The organism is Pseudomonas graminis, assembly GCF_004364335.1.
Taxonomy (GTDB): Bacteria; Pseudomonadota; Gammaproteobacteria; order Pseudomonadales; family Pseudomonadaceae; genus Aquipseudomonas; species Aquipseudomonas graminis_D.
The window spans coordinates 12224-29763 of record NZ_SOCR01000021.1 but is presented as its reverse complement, the minus strand read 5'-3'; the positions used below and the strand labels follow the sequence as shown (position 1 = coordinate 29763).

The 17540-nt window shown below is 61.1% G+C and carries 19 protein-coding genes; 18 read left to right on the top strand and 1 reads right to left on the bottom strand.

Going from position 1 to position 17540, the window contains the following annotated elements; all coding sequences use genetic code 11:
* Window positions 1-7: 7 nt before the first annotated feature.
* Window positions 8-586 (bottom strand): Maf family protein, encoded by a 579-nt coding sequence (locus EC919_RS26870; RefSeq protein ID WP_166650643.1) that lies wholly within the window; start codon window positions 584-586, stop codon window positions 8-10.
* Between the two features lie 106 nt (window positions 587-692).
* Between EC919_RS26870 and EC919_RS26865 the strand changes: the two genes are divergently transcribed.
* The 18 genes from EC919_RS26865 to EC919_RS26780 all read left to right on the top strand — a co-directional run bounded on the left by EC919_RS26865 (window position 693) and on the right by EC919_RS26780 (window position 17462).
* The gene (locus EC919_RS26865) at window positions 693-1220 is read left to right on the top strand and encodes a YceD family protein (RefSeq protein ID WP_133777399.1); all 528 of its coding nucleotides are present in this window, start codon (window positions 693-695) and stop codon (window positions 1218-1220) included.
* 13 nt (window positions 1221-1233) lie between these two features.
* Window positions 1234-1416, top strand: a complete 183-nt coding sequence (gene rpmF / locus EC919_RS26860) for a 50S ribosomal protein L32 (RefSeq protein ID WP_003179396.1) — start codon at window positions 1234-1236, stop codon at window positions 1414-1416.
* A 4-nt stretch (window positions 1417-1420) separates the two neighbouring features.
* The gene (gene plsX / locus EC919_RS26855; protein WP_133777397.1) at window positions 1421-2428 is read left to right on the top strand and encodes a phosphate acyltransferase PlsX; all 1008 of its coding nucleotides are present in this window, start codon (window positions 1421-1423) and stop codon (window positions 2426-2428) included.
* Between the two features lie 138 nt (window positions 2429-2566).
* Window positions 2567-3505: an ACP S-malonyltransferase gene (fabD, locus tag EC919_RS26850; RefSeq protein ID WP_133777395.1), complete on the top strand. Its 939-nt coding sequence runs from the start codon at window positions 2567-2569 to the stop codon at window positions 3503-3505.
* Between the two features lie 15 nt (window positions 3506-3520).
* A complete protein-coding gene (gene fabG, locus EC919_RS26845) occupies window positions 3521-4258 on the top strand; it encodes a 3-oxoacyl-ACP reductase FabG (RefSeq protein WP_133777392.1) in 738 nt (245 codons plus the stop codon).
* Window positions 4259-4444: 186 nt separating this feature from the next.
* Window positions 4445-4681, top strand: a complete 237-nt coding sequence (gene acpP / locus EC919_RS26840; RefSeq protein WP_016973676.1) for an acyl carrier protein — start codon at window positions 4445-4447, stop codon at window positions 4679-4681.
* A gap of 107 nt (window positions 4682-4788) precedes the next feature.
* Window positions 4789-6033: a beta-ketoacyl-ACP synthase II gene (gene fabF, locus EC919_RS26835; protein WP_133777390.1), complete on the top strand. Its 1245-nt coding sequence runs from the start codon at window positions 4789-4791 to the stop codon at window positions 6031-6033.
* On the top strand, window positions 6033-6848 hold the full coding sequence (gene pabC, locus EC919_RS26830) for an aminodeoxychorismate lyase (protein WP_133777427.1): 816 nt from the start codon (window positions 6033-6035) through the stop codon (window positions 6846-6848). The genes fabF and pabC overlap by 1 nt, the downstream gene beginning before the upstream one ends.
* A gap of 3 nt (window positions 6849-6851) precedes the next feature.
* Entirely contained in the window at window positions 6852-8105 is a 1254-nt protein-coding gene (mltG, locus tag EC919_RS26825) for an endolytic transglycosylase MltG (protein WP_133777388.1), read from the top strand.
* A gap of 43 nt (window positions 8106-8148) precedes the next feature.
* Entirely contained in the window at window positions 8149-8793 is a 645-nt protein-coding gene (gene tmk, locus EC919_RS26820) for a dTMP kinase (RefSeq protein ID WP_133777386.1), read from the top strand.
* Window positions 8786-9772 (top strand): DNA polymerase III subunit delta', encoded by a 987-nt coding sequence (locus EC919_RS26815; RefSeq protein WP_133777384.1) that lies wholly within the window; start codon window positions 8786-8788, stop codon window positions 9770-9772. Before tmk ends, EC919_RS26815 begins: the two co-directional genes overlap by 8 nt.
* 43 nt (window positions 9773-9815) lie before the next feature.
* Complete coding sequence (locus EC919_RS26810; RefSeq protein WP_037011754.1) at window positions 9816-10172, top strand: PilZ domain-containing protein; 357 nt, start codon at window positions 9816-9818, stop codon at window positions 10170-10172.
* A gap of 14 nt (window positions 10173-10186) precedes the next feature.
* On the top strand, window positions 10187-10972 hold the full coding sequence (locus EC919_RS26805; protein ID WP_133777382.1) for a TatD family hydrolase: 786 nt from the start codon (window positions 10187-10189) through the stop codon (window positions 10970-10972).
* Window positions 10973-11438: 466 nt separating this feature from the next.
* Window positions 11439-12125 carry a TetR/AcrR family transcriptional regulator gene (locus tag EC919_RS26800; RefSeq protein ID WP_166650642.1) on the top strand — a complete coding sequence of 229 codons (687 nt, stop codon included), beginning with the start codon at window positions 11439-11441 and terminating at the stop codon, window positions 12123-12125.
* 116 nt (window positions 12126-12241) lie between these two features.
* Window positions 12242-12847 (top strand): DUF4823 domain-containing protein, encoded by a 606-nt coding sequence (locus EC919_RS26795; protein WP_133777380.1) that lies wholly within the window; start codon window positions 12242-12244, stop codon window positions 12845-12847.
* 10 nt (window positions 12848-12857) lie between these two features.
* Window positions 12858-13421, top strand: coding sequence for a DUF1285 domain-containing protein (locus EC919_RS26790; RefSeq protein WP_133777378.1), 564 nt, complete (start codon window positions 12858-12860; stop codon window positions 13419-13421).
* Window positions 13422-13518: 97 nt separating this feature from the next.
* Entirely contained in the window at window positions 13519-14529 is a 1011-nt protein-coding gene (locus EC919_RS26785; RefSeq protein ID WP_133777376.1) for an aspartate-semialdehyde dehydrogenase, read from the top strand.
* A 116-nt stretch (window positions 14530-14645) separates the two neighbouring features.
* A complete protein-coding gene (locus tag EC919_RS26780; RefSeq protein WP_133777374.1) occupies window positions 14646-17462 on the top strand; it encodes a FimV/HubP family polar landmark protein in 2817 nt (938 codons plus the stop codon).
* Window positions 17463-17540 lie beyond the last annotated feature (78 nt).

Genomic DNA, 17540 nt, shown 5'->3' with positions numbered 1-17540 from the left:
ATCGACGTCAGGGCAGCTCAATGCCTTCATTCATCAGCATGTCCACAAGGCGTATTAAAGGAAGGCCGATCAGGCTGGTCGAATCCTGGCCTTCGGTGCTGCGGAACAGGCTGACGCCCAGTCCCTCAGCCTTGAAGCTGCCCGCGCAGTCATAGGGTTGCTCGGCGTGCAGGTAGCGGCTGATGCGAGCGTCGTCCAGCTGACGCATGTGCACGGTGAAAGGCACGCAATCAACCTGGCACTCGCCTGTGCGGCTGTTGAAGAGCGCAAGGCCGGTGAGGAAGCTGACGCTGTTGCCGCTGCTCGCCTGGAGCTGCTCCAGCGCGCGCTCGAACGTGTGGGGCTTGCCGAGGATCTGCTCGCCAAGCACGGCCACCTGATCCGAACCGATAATCAGGTGGTCCGGGAATTGTTCAGCCAGTGCCATGGCTTTCTCGCGGGCCAGGCGGGTCACAAGATCAATTGCCGACTCGTTTGGCCGGCGGCTTTCATTGATGTCGGGCGATGCGCAGACGAATGAAAGGCGCAGGCGATCGAGCAATTCGCGGCGGTAAGGCGAGCTGGAAGCAAGGAGTAGAGGCAGCATGGGTGGCTCCGAAACATGAAAGTCGAGTGTAATCAGCAGGTCAGGTTGCGAACAGGCCTGAATTTCCTTTGACAGTCGCAAGGGTCGTCCCTAGAATGCTGCGCCTATGTTGAATGACCCGATTCCACCTCACGTTGACCCGCGCAAATTAGCTGATCGTGGCACTACTCTTCAGGGAGAGATGCTGCTGGCTGATTTGGAGAGACTCTGCGACCCGCTTGCTGACAATCTCGGTACGGTGCAGGCGAAATTCGTTTTTGAGCGAGACGAACAACGGGCTGTGGTTATCCACAGCGAAATTGACGTCGAAGTCAAAATGGTTTGCCAGCGTTGTCTTGAGCTGGTCACCTTTCCGATCCACAGCGAGTGCAGTTATGCCGTGGTGAAGGAGGGTGCAAACACCCAGTCGATGCCGAAAGGCTATGACGTGCTGGAACTCGGCGAAGATCCCATGGATCTGCTGGCTTTGATCGAGGATGAGCTTCTGCTCGCCTTGCCCATTGTTCCAACTCATGATCCGAAAGAATGCCAGCCGCCGGCGGACCTTAATGAGTCCGAACCGAGCGAGGACGAGGTAACGCGGTCCAACCCGTTCAGTGTATTGGCGCAGTTAAAGCGTGACCCAAACGTTTAGGAGTTAATCAATTATGGCTGTTCAGCAGAACAAAAAATCCCGCTCTGCCCGTGACATGCGTCGTTCGCACGACGCTCTCGAGGCTAGCACTCTGTCTGTAGAAAAAACCACCGGTGAAGTTCACCTGCGTCACCACGTATCGCCAGAAGGCGTATACCGTGGCCGTAAAGTGATCGACAAGGGCGCTGACGAGTAATTTCTTGTCTGCTCCGGTCATCGCGATCGACGCAATGGGCGGGGACTTCGGTCCCCGCAACATTGTTCAGGCCAGCATTGCCTGCCTGCTTGCCACTCCCTCGTTGCATCTGACCCTCGTCGGTCAAGCCTCCCTTCTTGAAGAACTTATCGCACGCCACTCCGGTGTCGATCGCTCGCGCCTGCACGTTGTGCATGCCAGTGAAATCATCACCATGGATGAGCGTCCGTCCCAGGCTTTGCGTGGCAAGCCTGATTCTTCGATGCGCGTCGCGCTGGGGCTTCTCGCCGAAGGCAAGGCCCACGCCTGTGTGAGTGCAGGCAATACCGGTGCCTTGATGGCGCTGTCCCGATTCGTCCTGAAAACCCTGCCGGGCATCGACCGCCCGGCCATGGTGGCTGCGATTCCCACACGAGTCGGTTATTGCCAGCTGCTGGATCTGGGCGCGAACGTGGATTGCACCGCCGAGCATCTCTATCAGTTTGCCGTGATGGGGTCGGTGGCGGCCGAGGCTCTGGGTGTGGTGCAGCCCAGGGTTGCACTGCTGAACGTCGGCACCGAAGACATCAAGGGCAATCAGCAGGTCAAGCTGGCGGCCAGTCTGCTGCAGGCTGCGCCGGGGCTGAACTACATCGGTTTCGTCGAAGGCGATGGCCTGTATCGGGGCGAGGCAGACGTCGTGGTCTGCGACGGCTTCGTCGGCAACGTGCTGCTGAAGTCCAGCGAAGGCCTGGCATTGATGATTGGCGAGCGGATCGAGCGGCTTTTTCGCCGCAACGTGCTGTCGCGACTGGTGGGTTTGATGGCAAGGCCCGTGCTCGGCAGGCTCAAGGCCGATTTGGCGCCCGCGCGGCACAATGGCGCCAGCTTTCTCGGTCTGCAGGGCATCGTGGTGAAGAGCCACGGTTCGGCCGATGCGCAGGGTTTCCAGAGCGCGATACAGCGGGCGCTGATCGAAATTCAGGAAAACCTGCCGCAGCGCCTGCGCGGTCGTCTTGAGGATCTGCTGTAGGGCTTCAATGCGAGTCTTGGGCTAGAATGTGACGCCTGTGACCGTGCGGTCATCCAATTGTCCATCGCAACACATTGAATTACCTCGCGTTCGGCCCGCCGGACGCTCATTTTGACGAGAATAATCAGGGGCTTGTTAATGTCTGCTTCCGTCGCATTTGTCTTTCCGGGCCAGGGCTCGCAGTCCCTCGGCATGCTGGCCGAGCTGGGCGCGCAGCATCCGCTGGTGCTGGAGACGTTCAAAGAAGCTTCCGCTGCTCTGGGCTACGACCTCTGGGCACTGACCCAGCAGGGCCCCGAAGAGAGCCTCAATCAGACTGATAAAACCCAGCCTGCCATCCTCACCGCATCGATTGCCTTGTGGCGTCTGTGGTTGGCGGAAGGCGGGGTGCGCCCGGCGTATGTCGCCGGCCACAGTCTGGGTGAGTACAGCGCACTGGTTGCGGCCGGCAGCCTGACCCTTGCCGACGCGGTCAAGCTGGTCGAGCGCCGCGGTCAGTTGATGCAGGAAGCCGTGCCTGCTGGGCAGGGCGGCATGGCGGCCATTCTGGGCCTGGACGATGCGGTGGTCATTGCTGCTTGTGCCGAAGCGGCTCAGGGCGATGTGGTCAGTGCGGTGAATTTCAATTCGCCCGGACAAGTCGTGATTGCCGGTGCCAAGGCCGCCGTGGAGCGTGCCATCGAAGTCTGCAAGGCCAGGGGCGCCAAGCGTGCCTTGCCGTTACCAGTGAGCGTGCCTTCGCACTGCGAGCTGATGCGCCCGGCGGCCGAACGCTTCGCCGAGTCGATCGCGGCCATTGACTGGCAGGTGCCGCAGATCCCGCTGGTGCAGAACGTCACCGCGAGTGTCGTGTCCGACCTCGAGACGCTGAAAGCCGATCTGCTGCAGCAGCTTTACAAGCCGGTGCGTTGGGTCGAATCGATCCAGACGCTGGCAGCCCAGGGCGCCCTGCAGCTGGTCGAGTGCGGCCCTGGCAAGGTCCTCGCCGGATTGAACAAGCGTTGCGCCGATGGCGTGGCCACTCACAACCTCAATACCCCAGACGCCTTCGCCGCCGCTCGTGCGGCGCTGGCCTGATTAGGAGACGCCTGCATGAGTCAGGGTAAAGTTGCACTCGTCACCGGCGCGAGCCGTGGCATTGGCCGGGCCATCGCCCTTGAACTGGGCCGTAATGGCGCCACGGTCGTGGGCACCGCGACGTCGGAGGCCGGCGCCGAGAAGATCACCGCTTATTTCAAGGAAAACGGCATCGAAGGCTTCGGTCTGGCGCTGGACGTAGGCAGTAACGAGTCCGTTACCAGTGTGCTGGCACAGATCACCGAGCGCGTCGGCGCGCCGTTGATCCTGGTCAACAACGCCGGGATTACCCGTGACAACCTGATCATGCGAATGAAGGATGACGAGTGGCATGACGTCATCAACACCAACCTGAACAGCCTGTTTCGCCTGTCCAAGGGCGTTCTGCGCGGGATGACCAAGGCGCGTTGGGGCCGGATCATCAGCATTGGCTCGGTGGTGGGTGCCATGGGCAACGCAGGTCAAGTAAACTACGCAGCCGCCAAGGCGGGTCTGGAAGGCTTCAGCCGTGCCCTGGCACGTGAAGTCGGGTCGCGCGCAGTGACGGTCAACTCGGTAACGCCGGGTTTCATCGACACCGACATGACGCGCGAGCTGCCAGAAGCGCAACGTGATTCCCTGACGGCACAGATTCCTCTGGGCCGACTGGGGCAGGCAGAAGAGATCGCGCATGTTGTCGCTTTTCTTGCCTCAGAAGGTGCAGGCTACGTTACCGGGGCTACAATCCCCGTCAACGGCGGCATGTACATGTGACCGGTCGTATCGAAAAAATGTCATACGGGCTGTCTAAAATCCGTTATAAAGCTGAAATCTTTTAAGGGGCAGAGGGCTGTCGGGCGTAGCGGGAATTGCGTTTAGCTTGAAATGCGCAAAACCTCTTCTATACACTTACCCATCGGCCAGCTGCCTGAATTTGTCCACTAGGAGTTAAAACACGGTATGAGCACCATCGAAGAGCGCGTCAAGAAAATCGTTGCCGAACAACTTGGCGTCAAGGAAGAGGAAGTCACCAACAGTGCTTCTTTCGTTGAAGACCTGGGTGCCGACTCCCTTGATACCGTTGAGCTGGTAATGGCTCTGGAAGAGGAATTCGAGACCGAAATCCCTGACGAAGAAGCCGAGAAGATCACCACTGTTCAAGCGGCTATCGATTACGTTACTGCCCACCAGGCGTAAGATTTTGTAATCGTAGTTTGCTGTCCTGGAGAAACCGCACTGCCCCTGGCGTGCGGTTTTTTCTTTGAATAGGGCAGCGTTTCATCAATAGAAGAAAGGAGAGTCCTGTGTCGCGTAGACGCGTCGTGGTCACCGGTATGGGTATGCTGACGCCTTTGGGCACGGATGTGCCGAGCACCTGGCAAGGCATTCTGGCTGGCCAGAGTGGCATTGGGCCTATCGAACACACGGACCTGTCCCAATACACCACCCGCTTTGGCGGTTCGGTAAAGGGATTCAACGTCGAGGAATACCTGTCGGCCAAAGAGGCCCGCAGACTCGATCTGTTCATCCAGTACGGGCTGGCTGCAAGCTTTCAGGCCGTGCGCAACTCCGGTATCAAGATCGACGATACCAACCGCGAGCGTGTCGGCGTGGCGATGGGATCGGGCATCGGGGGCCTTACCAATATCGAGAACACCAGCCGGCTGATGCATGAGCAGGGGCCAGGCAAGATCTCCCCGTTCTTCGTACCAGGGTCGATCATCAACATGATTTCCGGGTTCCTGTCGATCCATCTCGGCGCACAGGGCCCCAACTACGCGATCGCCACCGCCTGCACCACGAGTACGCACTGCATCGGCATGGCCGCGCGCAACATCGCATACGACGAAGCCGATGTGATGATTGCCGGCGGCGCTGAAATGGCAGCCTGCGGCCTGGGAATGGGCGGCTTTGGCGCCTCCCGCGCACTGTCTACCCGCAACGATGAGCCTGCGCGCGCCAGTCGCCCGTGGGACAAGGGCCGCGACGGCTTCGTACTGTCCAACGGTGCTGGCGCCATGGTCCTCGAAGAGCTCGAGCACGCCAAGGCGCGGGGCGCAACCATTTACGCCGAACTGATCGGCTTCGGCATGAGCGGCGATGCGTTTCACATGACCTCGCCGCCGGATGACGGCGCCGGTGCCGCGCGCTGTATCACCAATGCCCTGCGGGATGCCAAAGTTCGTCCCGAGGACGTGCAATACATCAATGCCCACGGCACCTCCACGCCTGCGGGCGATCTGGCTGAAGTCAGCGCCATCAAGAAAGTGTTCGGCGATCACGCCTACAAACTGGCCGTCAGTTCGACCAAGTCGATGACGGGCCACCTGTTGGGTGCCGCCGGTGCGATCGAAGCGATTTTCAGTGTGCTGGCGATCAAGGATCAGGTCGCGCCACCGACGATCAACCTCGACGAGCCCGACGAAGGCTGCGACCTGGACTTCGTTCCCCATGAGCCGCGGAAAATGCCGATCGACGTGGTGATCTCCAACTCCTTCGGTTTTGGCGGTACCAACGGTTCGCTGGTCTTCCGCCGTTACGCCGAATGATCGTGAGCTGGATCGATGGCCTTGCAGCGGACTCCCTTGCCGTCAAGGATCGGGGGTTGGCGTACGGCGATGGTCTCTTCGAGACCGTCCTCGTCAAGGTCGGGCAGCCAGTGCTCTTTCCGCGTCATTTGCAGCGTCTGGCATTGGGGGCGCAGCGCCTGGCGTTGAACCTCGATCTGGCGCTGGTCGAGGACGAGTGCCGTCGCTTCGCCGCTCAGTTGGGTGAAGGCGTGATGAAACTCATCGTCACTCGTGGCGACGGCGTGCGTGGCTATGCACCCGCTTCGGACGCGCAACCGAGACGCATCCTTCAGGCGGGTCCGCTGCCGGCTTACCCTGAAAGTCATGCAGAACAGGGCATCAAACTGTTCGCCTGTGAGACCCGCCTCGCCGAGCAGCCGCAGCTGGCCGGGCTCAAGCACCTCAATCGACTTGAGCAAGTGCTGGCCCGTGGGGAATGGCACAGTGCCGATTATGCCGAAGGGCTGATGCGGGACGTGTCGGGGCGCATCGTCGAAGCGGTCTACAGCAATCTGTTTATGGTCAAGGGCGGCGTGTTGCTGACCCCGGACCTGCGCCGCTGTGGCGTGGCCGGTGTGATGCGGGCCGAGATTCTGGCACTGGCGGAGCGCGAGAATATGCCGGCCCGCGAGCTGGAGCTGCAGATGTCCGACCTGCAAAAGGCCGATGAGGTGTTTGTCTGCAACAGCGTGTACGGCATCTGGCCGGTGCGTGGCGTCGAGCATCTGAACTGGCCGGTTGGACCGCTGACCCGTAAACTCCAACACCTTGTTCGCGGGCTTCTGGATATCTGATTCGTGATCCGAAAATTACTCGTCTTGCTGGAAACAGGTGTGGTTCTGGCGGGGCTGTTGCTGGGTGTGGCTTATTGGCAGCAGAACAGCGCGCTGCAACAGCCCCTCAATCTGACCCAGGAAAAGCTGCTGGATGTGCCGTCGGGCTCTTCCCCCACCGGCGTGCTGAATCGGCTGCAAGCCGACGGCGTCATCAAGGATGCGTTCTGGCTGCGGCTCTATTGGCGCTTCAATCTCCAGGGCCAGTCGCTGCACAGTGGCGAATACCGCATGGCGCCCGGCATGAACGCCGAGTCGCTGCTCGATCTCTGGCAAAAAGGTGAGGTGGTTCAGTACAGCGTCACCCTGGTGGAGGGCTGGACATTCCGTCAGGTGCGCGCGGCGCTGGCCAAACAGGTCAAGCTGGAGCAAACGGTGAGCGATCTCAGTGACACCGAGTTGATGGCCAGGCTTGGGCATCCGGACGTGTTCCCCGAAGGCCGTTTTTTTCCGGACACCTATCGCTACGTGCGCGGCATGACCGACATCGAGCTGCTGAAACAAGCCTACAACCGCCTGGACGAAGTGCTCCAGGAAGAATGGGAGAAACGCGCTGCCGATGTGCCGTACACCGATCCCTATCAGGCACTGATCATGGCGTCGCTGGTGGAAAAGGAAACCGGCGTGCCTCAGGAGCGCGGCCAGATTGCCGGCGTGTTCGTGCGTCGCTTGCAGCAGGGCATGTTGCTGCAGACCGATCCGACGGTCATTTACGGCCTCGGCGAGCGGTACAACGGCAAGATCACCCGGGCGTTGCTGAAAGAGCCTACGCCGTATAACACCTATGTCATCTCCGGTTTGCCGCCGACCCCCATCTCCATGGTCGGGCGTGAAGCGATCCATGCGGCGATGCACCCGGTGGCTGGTAACAGCCTGTACTTTGTGGCGAGAGGGGACGGCAGTCACGTATTCTCCGCCGATCTGGATGCGCATAACGCGGCGGTCAAGGAGTTCCAGCTCAAGCGTCGCGCGGATTACCGGTCCAGTCCTGCACCTGTGGTTGTACCGGCGCAGCCTGTGGATGCCGTGGATAAGCCCGCGTCCGAGCAGCAGCCCCCAGATCCGCAACGTACTGGTCCGCAGCCGACAGAGCTCAAGTCCGAAGAGTCCAGGCCTGAAGAGAGCAAGGGCGCAGAGCCGGCCGCGACCGAGCCGCCGCCGAAACCGCAGACAGACGCTGCGGCGCCGTCGAACCCAGCCAATGACCCCGGCAAATGACAACCGCGAGCACACTCGCCATGAATCTGACCAAGGACTGCCCGTGACCGGTTTGTTTATCACCCTTGAAGGCCCCGAAGGCGCCGGCAAAAGCACCAACCGCGACTACCTGGCCGAGCGCCTGCGCAGCGAGGGCATTGATGTCGTCCTGACCCGCGAACCTGGCGGGACGCCATTGGCCGAGCGAATCCGCGAACTGCTGTTGACGCCGGGTGACGAGCAGATGTTCGTCGATACCGAGCTGCTGCTGATGTTCGCCGCCCGCGCGCAACACCTCGCCGCCCTGATTCGCCCGGCGCTGGCGCGGGGCGCCGTGGTGCTTTGTGACCGATTCACTGATGCCACGTACGCGTATCAGGGAGGCGGCCGTGGCCTGCCCATCGAACGCATTGCTGTGCTGGAAGATTTCGTCCAGGGCACGCTGCGTCCGGATCTGACCCTGGTGTTCGATCTGCCCATCGAGATCGGCCTGGCCCGTGCGTCCGCCCGTGGTCAGCTCGACCGTTTCGAGCAAGAGGGCCGAGCGTTTTTCGACGCCGTGCGCAGTACGTACCTGTCCCGCGCGGCTGCGGCCCCCGAGCGTTATCGCCTGGTGGACGCGTCACTGGCGCTGACCGAAGTCCAGGCATCCCTTGATGTGCTGGTTCCCGATTTGATAACGCTGCTGGCGGCTCGCCGGCATGGCTGAGGCTTACCCCTGGCAGCACGGTCTGTGGCAGCAACTGGCAGGCCGCAAGCAACATGCTCACGCCTATCTGCTGCACGGCCCGGCCGGTATCGGCAAGCGGGCGCTGGCCGAGCGTTTGATGTACCTGCTGCTGTGCCAACGCCCGGCAGGCCTTGAAGCGTGCGGCCAATGCAAATCCTGCTCACTGCTGGCGGCCGGCAGTCACCCTGACCATTACGTGCTGGAGCCTGAAGAGGCCGACAAGGCGATCAAGGTCGATCAGGTGCGCGATCTGGTCAGCTTCGTGGTGCAGACCGCGCAGATGGGCGGGCGCAAGGTAGTGTTGATCGAGCCGGTCGAGTCGATGAATATCAACGCTGCCAACGCCCTGCTGAAAAGTCTGGAAGAGCCTTCGGGCAACACCATTCTGTTGCTGGTCAGCCATCAACCGAGTCGGCTGCTGCCCACGGTGAAGAGCCGTTGTGTGCAACAGGCATGTCCGCTGCCCAGCGACGCCATGAGCATCGCCTGGCTGGCCGATGCGCTGCCCGACTGCACCGAGCAGGAACGCGTTGAGTTGCTGACCCTCGCGGCCGGTTCGCCCCTGGTGGCGGTCAAGCTGCACGCCCAGGGTGTTCATGAGCAACGGGCGCTGGTGGTGGATGGCGTTAAAAAGCTGCTCAAGGGCCAGCAGTCGCCAACCCAACTGGCCGAAGGCTGGAAAGATATTCCGCTGTTGTTGCTGTTCGACTGGTTCTGCGACTGGTCGAGCCTGATCCTGCGCTATCAACTGACCCAGGACGAAGAAGGCCTGGGCCTGACTGACATGCGCAAGGTCGTGCAGTATCTCGCGCAGAAATCGTCCCAGCGCAATGTGCTGGCGATTCAGGACTGGGTGCTGCTGCAACGCCAGAAGGTCATGTCAAAAGCGAACCTGAACCGGGTTTTGTTGCTCGAAGCATTATTGGTGCAGTGGGCAGGCCTGACCGGACAGGGTTAGACTGGCCATCTGCATGACATCATGCATTGCCTGAGGAAACGAGATGAGCGTGCCACTGAGTCCAGGTCCACGTAACGGCATCCTGTCCCTGACCATCAAGGACAAGTCCGTCCTGTACGCCGCGTACATGCCGTTCATTAAAAACGGCGGCCTGTTCATTCCCACCAGCAAAAGCTACAAGCTGGGCGATGAAGTGTTCATGTTGCTCAACCTGATGGACGAGCCTGAAAAGATTCCGGTCGCGGGCAAGGTCACCTGGATCACGCCGAAGGGCGCTCAAGGCAACCGTGCTGCTGGCGTTGGCGTGCAGTTCAACGACGGCGACAACACCGCGCGCAACATGATTGAAAATTACCTGGCCGGAGCGCTGAAATCCGACCGTCCTACCCATACGATGTAAGTTGCCCCGCCGCCATGCTTGTAGATTCCCATTGCCACCTTGACCGCCTCGACCTCAGCGCCCACGACGGCTCCCTAGACAACGCCCTGCAAGCGGCGAGAGAGCGGGGCGTCGGGCACTTTCTGTGCATCGGCGTCAGCGCCGAAAACGCCGGCGCCGTGAAGGCCCTCGCCGACCGCTACGACGACGTCGATTGCTCGGTCGGCATACACCCGCTGGACCTCAAGCCCGGCGAGGCGCCAGCGCTGGAGTGGTTGCTCGGCGAGCTGAATCATCCGCGCGTCGTGGCCATCGGCGAAACCGGGCTGGATTATCACTACGAACCTGAGGCGGCCGAGTTGCAACAAGCCTCGTTCCGGCTTCATCTGCAAGCGGCCAACGTGACCGGCAAGCCGGTGATTGTCCATACTCGCGGAGCGCGGGCCGACACGCTGGCGCTGTTGCGGGAGGCCGCGCTGCCTCAAGCCGGCGTGCTGCATTGCTTCACCGAAGACTGGGACATGGCCAGGGCCGCGCTGGATCTGGGGTTCTATATCTCGCTGTCCGGCATCGTCACCTTCCGCAACGCCGATGCGCTGCGGGATGTCGCCAGCAAAGTGCCCGCCGACCGTCTGCTGGTCGAAACCGACTCGCCGTACCTGGCGCCTATCCCGTATCGAGGCAAGCCGAACCTGCCTCAGTACGTGCGTGAGGTGGCCGAGTTTCTGGCGATGCTGCGCGGCGAGACCTACGAGCGTTTCGCCGAGCAGACCAGCGAGAACTTCAAGCGGCTGTTCCCGCTGGCGCGCGTCAAAGGCTGATCCTTCCTGCATAGCGATGCTTGCCAAGCCCCCGGCGCTCACTGAATCGCAGGCAAAAAAAACCCGGGTTCTGGGGGGTGAATCCGGGTTAAGACCATTAGGAGTAAAACAAAGACACACTATCCTTTGGTGTCCTTACCGACGCTGGCACTTGGGGGAGATGCTGCGTTGGCGAATATAAGTATTGGCTATAATCCGCAGGCGTCCAGCCGCGCCCTGTACGATTTTTAAACAGTTTTGGAATACCTGACGCGCTGCTGATACCGCAATCCCACTGATGCCCCGAATTCTTGACCGCCCACCCCATCCCGCCAAAAATGAAGACTGACTCGGCCCCGCGCGTTTCCTTTTTGCCTGCTGGCCGCTAATTTCGTCAGAAAACGGATACAGGTCGGATGATCCGTGCATTCTGCGGCGGGATAGGCATAATGTGCCGCTCCTATTTCGAACCCACAGTCCTCCTCCTATGCAGAAAGAACCTCGTAAAGTCCGTGAGTTTCGCCGCCGTGAGCAGGAGATTCTCGACACCGCGCTCAAGCTGTTCCTCGAACAGGGCGAAGACAGCGTCACCGTCGAGATGATCGCGGACGCCGTGGGTATCGGCAAAGGCACGATCTATAAGCATTTCAAATCCAAGGCAGAGATCTACCTGCGCCTGATGCTCGACTACGAGCGTGATTTGAACGAGCTGTTGCATTCGGCGGATGTTGACAAAGACAAGGAAGCGCTGTCCCGTGCCTACTTTGAATTCCGCATGCGCGACCCACAGCGTTATCGCCTGTTTGACCGGCTGGAAGAGAAAGTCGTCAAAGGCAATCAGGTGCCGGAGCTGGTTGAAGAGCTGCACAAGATCCGCGCCTCGAACTTCGAACACCTGACCTTGCTGATCAAAGGCCGGATTTCCGAAGGCAAGCTTGAAGACGTGCCTCCGTACTTCCATTACTGCGCCGCCTGGGCACTGGTGCACGGCGCGGTGGCGTTGTACCACTCGCCTTTCTGGAGCAATGTCCTTGAGGATCAGGAAGGTTTCTTCCAGTTCCTGATGGACATCGGCGTGCGCATGGGCAACAAGCGCAAGCGCGATATCGATCATACGCACGAGGCCAAGCCCGAGGCCCGACTCGACTCTCGGCCCGATCCGGCTGCCGAATAAAACGCCTTAACCACACTCGATTCAGCAAGCTAAACCTTCTCCAAGTCCGACATGGCGCAAAAGCTGCATTAACCGGCCATTCGCCGGTTTTCCGTCGCCGGACTTTGGAGATAAAAATGCGTAGCCTGGTTTTACTGCTGGCTCTACTGGCGTTGAGTGGCTGCATGCACGTCAGCGATCTTGCACAAGGCGCTCACGATGAGCTCAGCGACGCCGGGCTGCTGGATCACAGTTCGACCCGCCGGTTGAACAACTTTCGCGTGCAACCTGACTCGTTCATCTATATCGCCCAAGGCGCCTTTGCTCCCCGGGGCGGCGCCTACCCGCGTCCCAATGTCGTGGCCGAAGAAGCCTTCAACGGTTTTATCGAATACTTCCCTATGGTCCGCCGCGCTCGCGCCCCGGAAGGTCTGGATGACGCGATGAACGAGGCCCGGGCCGCCGGCGCGCACTATCTGCTGTACACGCGTTTCGCCAGGGCTGATGACCGCATCGGTACGTCTGACGAGTGGTCGGACCAGGAAGCGGTAGATCGTCTTGGCATCGACAACGGCGTCATACAATTGATGCTGATCGAAACCAACACCCGCTATCTCATCGATTCGGCACGCATTCACCTCCGCGGTGGCCTGCTGACTTTGTACGACACCAAGCCCGAGGATTTGCTAGGACCCCCGATGGAAGCTTACGCTCGGGGTTTGCTGGGCGTCGAAGCCCGCTGAGGAGTGGCGTATGAGTGGGCAGGACAAAGCCAACGATCTGTTGGCCCAGATTGCCAAGAGCGGCAAGGGCTTGCCGCCGGTGCACCTGTGGAACCCGGATTTCTGCGGTGACATCGACATGCGCATCGCCCGCGATGGCACCTGGTTCTATCTGGGCACGCCCATAGGTCGCAAGCCGATGGTCAGGTTGTTTTCCACCATCATTCGCCGCGACGGCGACGATTACTTTCTGATCACCCCGGTCGAGAAAGTTGGCATCAAGGTCGACGACGCCCCTTTTGTGGCGGTGCTGCTGGAGGTTGAGGGCAGCGGGGAGTCGCAGTTGCTGCGGTTCACCACCAACGTCGAAGACGTGGTGGAGGCGGGGGCTGATCACCCGTTGCGTATCGACCTCGATCCGCAGACACAGGAGCCAGCGCCCTACGTTCATGTGCGCAACAACCTCGAAGCGCTGATCCACCGTAACGTCTTCTATCAGCTGGTGGACCTTGCTGTGGTGCGTGAAATCGACGGCCAGCGCTGGCTGGGGGTGTGGAGCGGTGGCGAGTTCTTTCCCATTGGCCTTGAGCCCTGATCGTTCCCTTTCCATCCGGCTATGAGCTTGCGGTTAATTGCCTGACTTTCACCGGGCAGTTACAGTGCCGCCCCCCGATTTTTCCTGAGGTTTTTCCATGAGTCAGTCCTTTGATATCGCCGTGATCGGCGCCACCGGTACTGTCGGCGAAACCATCGTCCAGATTCTTGAAGAGCGCGACTTCCCGGTCGGCGATTTACACCTGCTCGCCAGCGTCGAGTCGGCCGGCAGTTCGGTGCCGTACCGTGGCAAGAACGTCCGCGTGCGTGAAGTCGACGCGTTTGATTTCAACAAGGCCAGGATTGCCTTCTTCGCAGCAGGCGCCGCCGTGACGCGCAGCTACTCCGAGCGCGCCACGGCCGCCGGTTGTGTGGTGATCGACCTGTCTGCCGGATTGTCCGTGGAGCAGGCGCCGAACGTGGTGCCCGAGGTCAATGGCGCCCGCCTGGTTGATCTGGCCAAACCGCAGCAGGTGGCCTGTCCAAGTTCCAGCGCCGCCGCCCTCGCGCTGGTGCTGGCGCCATTGCGCGCGCTGCTGAACATCGATCGGATCACCGTGACGGCGTGCCTGGCGGTGTCGAGCATGGGCCGCGAAGGGGTTACCGAATTGGCCCGGCAAACCGCCGAGCTGCTCAACGTTCGCCCATTGGAGCCGAAGGTGTTTGATCGGCAGATGGCCTTCAACGTACTGGCCCAAGCGGGCAAGCCTGACGCAGAAGGTCATGTGCCACTGGAAAAACGTTTGGTCAGCGAGTTGCGCGAGTTGCTCTCGCTGCCTTTAATGAAGGTCGGCGTGAGTTGCATCCAGGTGCCGGTATTCTTCGGCGACAGTCTGAGCGTGTCGGTGCAGACCCGCGAGCCGGTCGACATCAAGGCGGTCAATGCTGCGCTTGAAATTGCCGAAGGCATCGAGCTGGTTGAGGCCGGCGATTACCCTACGCCGGTGGGCGACGCGGTTGGACAGGATGCTGTCTATGTAGGACGTTTGCGCGGGGGCGTCGACGACGCTTGTGAACTGAATTTCTGGGTCACACTGGATAATGTGCGCAAGGGCGCGGCGTTGAACGCTGTGCAGGTGGCTGAGTTGTTGATAAAAGACGTTGTGTAAAAGATACTTGCCCACAATTCGAAGAATCATTCTAGCTGCGGCGTGTTGATACGCCCTACACCCGAGCAGGCATTATCTTCGCGATTGCCGGGGAAATTTCAAACAAGGGATGGGCTATGGTTCAGGTTCGTAAACTCGTTTTAGCAATCGCTGCGGCGTCGGCGCTGTCATCGGGAATGGCCCAAGCGCTCGGTCTCGGCGGTCTGACCGTGAAGTCGACCCTGAATCAGCCGCTGTTGGCCGAAATCGAGCTGACGGAAGTGCAGGACCTCAATGCCTCTCAGGTGGTGCCGAGTCTGGCGACGTCTGCGGAATTCGCTCAGGCCGGCGTGGGCCGGGTGGCGATCCTGGATGACCTGACCTTTACCCCGGTCGTCAATCCTGGCGGCAAGAGCGTTCTGCGCATCACCTCCACCAAACCCATCCGCGACCCGTATGTGAAGTTCCTCGTTCAAGTGCTCTGGCCCAATGGCCGTGCGCTGCGCGAGTACAGCCTGTTACTGGACCCGCCGAAATTCTCGCCGCAAGCCGCTGCGGCCGCCGCTCAACTGCCTTCGACGGCACCGAGCGCCGCACCTGCCCCGGCGCCCGCCGCCGAGGCACCGGCCGCTACGCCTCCGACGCCCGCTCCAGCGCCGGCGCCGGAACCCAAGTTCACCCAATACACCACCGCCAATAACGACACGCTGTGGGAAATTGCCGCACGCGTGAAAAATGGCGGCACTGTGCAGCAGACCATGCTGGCGATTCAGGCGTTGAACCCTGATGCCTTTATCGCCGGCAACATCAACCGCCTGAAAAAAGGCCAGGTGTTGCGTCTGCCGTCGCCCCAGGAATCAACAGCGCTGGCGCAGCCGCGCGCAGTGGCTGAAGTGGCCGAGCAGAATCGTGCCTGGCGCGAAGGCCGACGCCTGCCGAGCGGCGCGCGTCAGGTCGATGCGACCCGTCGTGACCGCGCCGGGTCAGCGCCGTCGCAGATCGACGCCAAGGACAATCTCAGCCTCGTCTCTGCCAACAAGGCGGGTGCGAAAGGCAAGGCGGGCGACAATGCCGATATCAGCAACCAGCTGGCGACCACCCAGGAAAGCCTGGATACCACCCGCCGGGACAATGCCGAGCTGAAGAGCCGCATGACCGACCTGCAAAGCCAGGTCGACAAACTGCAGCGTCTGATTCAGCTGAAGAATGACCAACTGGCCAAGATGCAGGCGTCCGGCGCAGCGGTTCCACCGCCCATTGATGCCGCCAATCCTGCCAACCCCGCTGTCAGCCCCAACAGCGTGACCAATCCAAATAATGCCGCCAACCCGGCGATGCAGGCCCAGGTGGTGCCGAACACGGCAGCGCCTGATGTCGCAGGCAAGGCACCCAATGAAATCGCCCCCGAAGACGCATTGCCGGTTGATGGGGCGGCGGTCACCAGCGCAACCCCTGATCAAGCGCTGATTGTCCCGACTGAGCCGGTGGTCGATGAAGACAACCGTAGCGCCCTCGACAAGATTCTCGCCAGCCCGGTGCTCATGGGCCTGATCGGTGGCGGCGCACTGTTGGTGTTGCTGCTGCTTCTGTTGCTTCTGGCTCGCCGACGCAATGCGCTGATCGAAGCCGAGCGGCACCGTCAGATGGCGCGGGCATTGTCCGAAGAATCGGACTTCGCGTCCGACATGGACATGCCTGCCAGCAGCTTCGAAGGCCTGGAGGCGCCGGCGCCCCACGCAAAGACGCCGCCGGCGCCGACCGTCGCCGAGCCGGTCCGCGAACACCCGGCTGACGCGCTCGTTCAAGCCGAAATCCATATCGCATACGGCCGCACCAATCAGGCCGCTGCGGTTCTCGAAGACGCCATCAAGCACGAGCCACAGCGCAGCGATTTGCGTCTCAAGCTCATGGAAGTCTATGCCGAGCAGGACAACAAATCCGGGTTTGTCGCGCAGGAGCGGCAACTGGTGGCCACGGGAAAGAACCACGCTGAAGTCGAAGAGCTGAAATCCCGCTATCCCTCCATGGCGGCAGCAGCTGCGGCGGTAGCGGGTGTGGCAGCGGCGGCGGCTTTGGCGGCGGAAATGGACGCCAAGTACGTTGAAGAGCTGCTTCACGACGAGCCTGAAGTCGTCGCGCAGCCTGCCCTGGCTGCCGAAACGGTGACCGAAGTGCCGCTGGACGAAGAGTTCGACAACGCCTTTGATTTGAGCCTGGATGATCTGGACAGCGAATCGCCTGCTGCGGCGCCGAACCGTGCTGCCGCGCAGGACAACGCTGCCCTGGACGATCTTGACCTGGACGCGCCATTTGCCGCATCGGCGTCTGATGACCTGGACTTCGACGCGATTCTGCGTGAGCAGCAGGCGACATCCGGCGCCGCCGAACCGGCCGATCTGGACGATTTCGACCTCAATCTGGCGGAAGATCAGCCGGCGCTGAAGGCTGAAGACGATTACCTGCTGGGGATGGAAGACGATCTGCGTGATCTGCCTCCGTTCGAACAGCCTGCAGCCTTGGGCGCAACCCAGCCCGGGCTGGAAGATGACATCGAGTTGCCGGCCGATTTCGATCTTTCGCTGGCTGACGAGATGGAAACTGAGCAAGCGTCCGAGGCGTTCGCGTCCGAGATCGACGACGTCAATGCCGAGCTGGACCGTCTTTCCCAGAGCCTGGAGCAGCCGCCGATCGCCAAGCCGTTCGACACGCCGTTGGACAAGCCTGTGGACGCATCGCCTCGTTTCACCGAAGACGACGCGCTGCTGGCGGATGACGAGCCTGAATTCGACTTCCTCTCGGGTACCGACGAAGCGGCCACCAAGCTGGACCTCGCCCGGGCCTACATCGAAATGGGCGACGCCGATGGGGCGCGCGACATTCTCGATGAGGTGGTGGCCGAAGGCGACGATGGCCAGAAGACCGAAGCGCGGGACATGCTGTCGCGCCTCGTCTGACCCGATTCAGTGCTGCAAAAAACGACCGCTTCGGCGGTCGTTTGCGTTTCCGGGGCGGGCCTTTCGGCTTCTCCTTCG

Excerpts from the sequence above, each read along its gene's own strand:
- EC919_RS26870 (WP_166650643.1), bottom strand. The coding sequence starts at position 586 with ATGCTGCCTCTACTCCTTGCTTCCAGCTCGCCTTACCGCCGCGAATTG.
- EC919_RS26865 (WP_133777399.1), top strand. The coding sequence starts at position 693 with ATGTTGAATGACCCGATTCCACCTCACGTTGACCCGCGCAAATTAGCT.
- rpmF (WP_003179396.1), top strand. The coding sequence starts at position 1,234 with ATGGCTGTTCAGCAGAACAAAAAATCCCGCTCTGCCCGTGACATGCGT.
- fabD (WP_133777395.1), top strand. The coding sequence starts at position 2,567 with ATGTCTGCTTCCGTCGCATTTGTCTTTCCGGGCCAGGGCTCGCAGTCC.
- fabG (WP_133777392.1), top strand. The coding sequence starts at position 3,521 with ATGAGTCAGGGTAAAGTTGCACTCGTCACCGGCGCGAGCCGTGGCATT.
- acpP (WP_016973676.1), top strand. The coding sequence starts at position 4,445 with ATGAGCACCATCGAAGAGCGCGTCAAGAAAATCGTTGCCGAACAACTT.
- EC919_RS26815 (WP_133777384.1), top strand. The coding sequence starts at position 8,786 with ATGGCTGAGGCTTACCCCTGGCAGCACGGTCTGTGGCAGCAACTGGCA.
- EC919_RS26810 (WP_037011754.1), top strand. The coding sequence starts at position 9,816 with ATGAGCGTGCCACTGAGTCCAGGTCCACGTAACGGCATCCTGTCCCTG.
- EC919_RS26805 (WP_133777382.1), top strand. The coding sequence starts at position 10,187 with ATGCTTGTAGATTCCCATTGCCACCTTGACCGCCTCGACCTCAGCGCC.
- EC919_RS26800 (WP_166650642.1), top strand. The coding sequence starts at position 11,439 with ATGCAGAAAGAACCTCGTAAAGTCCGTGAGTTTCGCCGCCGTGAGCAG.
- EC919_RS26795 (WP_133777380.1), top strand. The coding sequence starts at position 12,242 with ATGCGTAGCCTGGTTTTACTGCTGGCTCTACTGGCGTTGAGTGGCTGC.
- EC919_RS26790 (WP_133777378.1), top strand. The coding sequence starts at position 12,858 with ATGAGTGGGCAGGACAAAGCCAACGATCTGTTGGCCCAGATTGCCAAG.
- EC919_RS26785 (WP_133777376.1), top strand. The coding sequence starts at position 13,519 with ATGAGTCAGTCCTTTGATATCGCCGTGATCGGCGCCACCGGTACTGTC.
- EC919_RS26780 (WP_133777374.1), top strand. The coding sequence starts at position 14,646 with ATGGTTCAGGTTCGTAAACTCGTTTTAGCAATCGCTGCGGCGTCGGCG.